The sequence below is a fragment of the Streptococcus sp. DD11 genome (genome assembly GCF_001578865.1).
Lineage (GTDB): Bacteria > Bacillota > Bacilli > Lactobacillales > Streptococcaceae > Streptococcus > Streptococcus panodentis.
In genome coordinates, this window is sequence record NZ_KQ969435.1 from 1 (window position 1) to 481 (window position 481).

At 55.9% G+C, this 481-nt stretch carries 1 pseudogene; it reads left to right on the top strand.

The features are described 5' to 3' along the window. A pseudogene (locus STRDD11_RS13290) lies at positions 1 to 481 on the top strand (IMP dehydrogenase); the annotation flags it as partial.

The following is a 481-nucleotide window of genomic DNA, read 5'->3' on the forward strand; positions in this document are numbered from 1 at the left end:
CGCCAGAGGCTGTGCGGGAGTTAGAAAATGCCGGTGCAGATGCGACTAAGGTGGGGATTGGCCCAGGAAAAGTCTGCATTACCAAGGTTAAGACCGGCTTTGGGACCGGGGCTGGCAGCTGTCCGCTCTGCGCTGGTGCTCCAAAGTTGCCCGCAAGCCCATTATTGCAGACGCGGCATTCGGACCCACGGCGATATTGCCAAGTCCATCCGCTTCGGTGCCAGCATGGTCATGATTGGCTCCCTCTTTGCTGGCCATATCGAAAGTCCCGGTGAAACCATCGAAGTAGACGGCGATAAATTTAAGGAATACTACGGCTCTGCTTCCGAATACCAAAAAGGGGCCTATAAAAATGTCGAAGGCAAAAAAATTCTCCTGCCGGCCAAGGGCCATCTGCAGGATACGCTGACCGAGATGGAGCAGGACCTGCAGAGCTCGATTTCCTATGCGGGAGGCCGGGATCTCAGGAGTCTGACCCGGG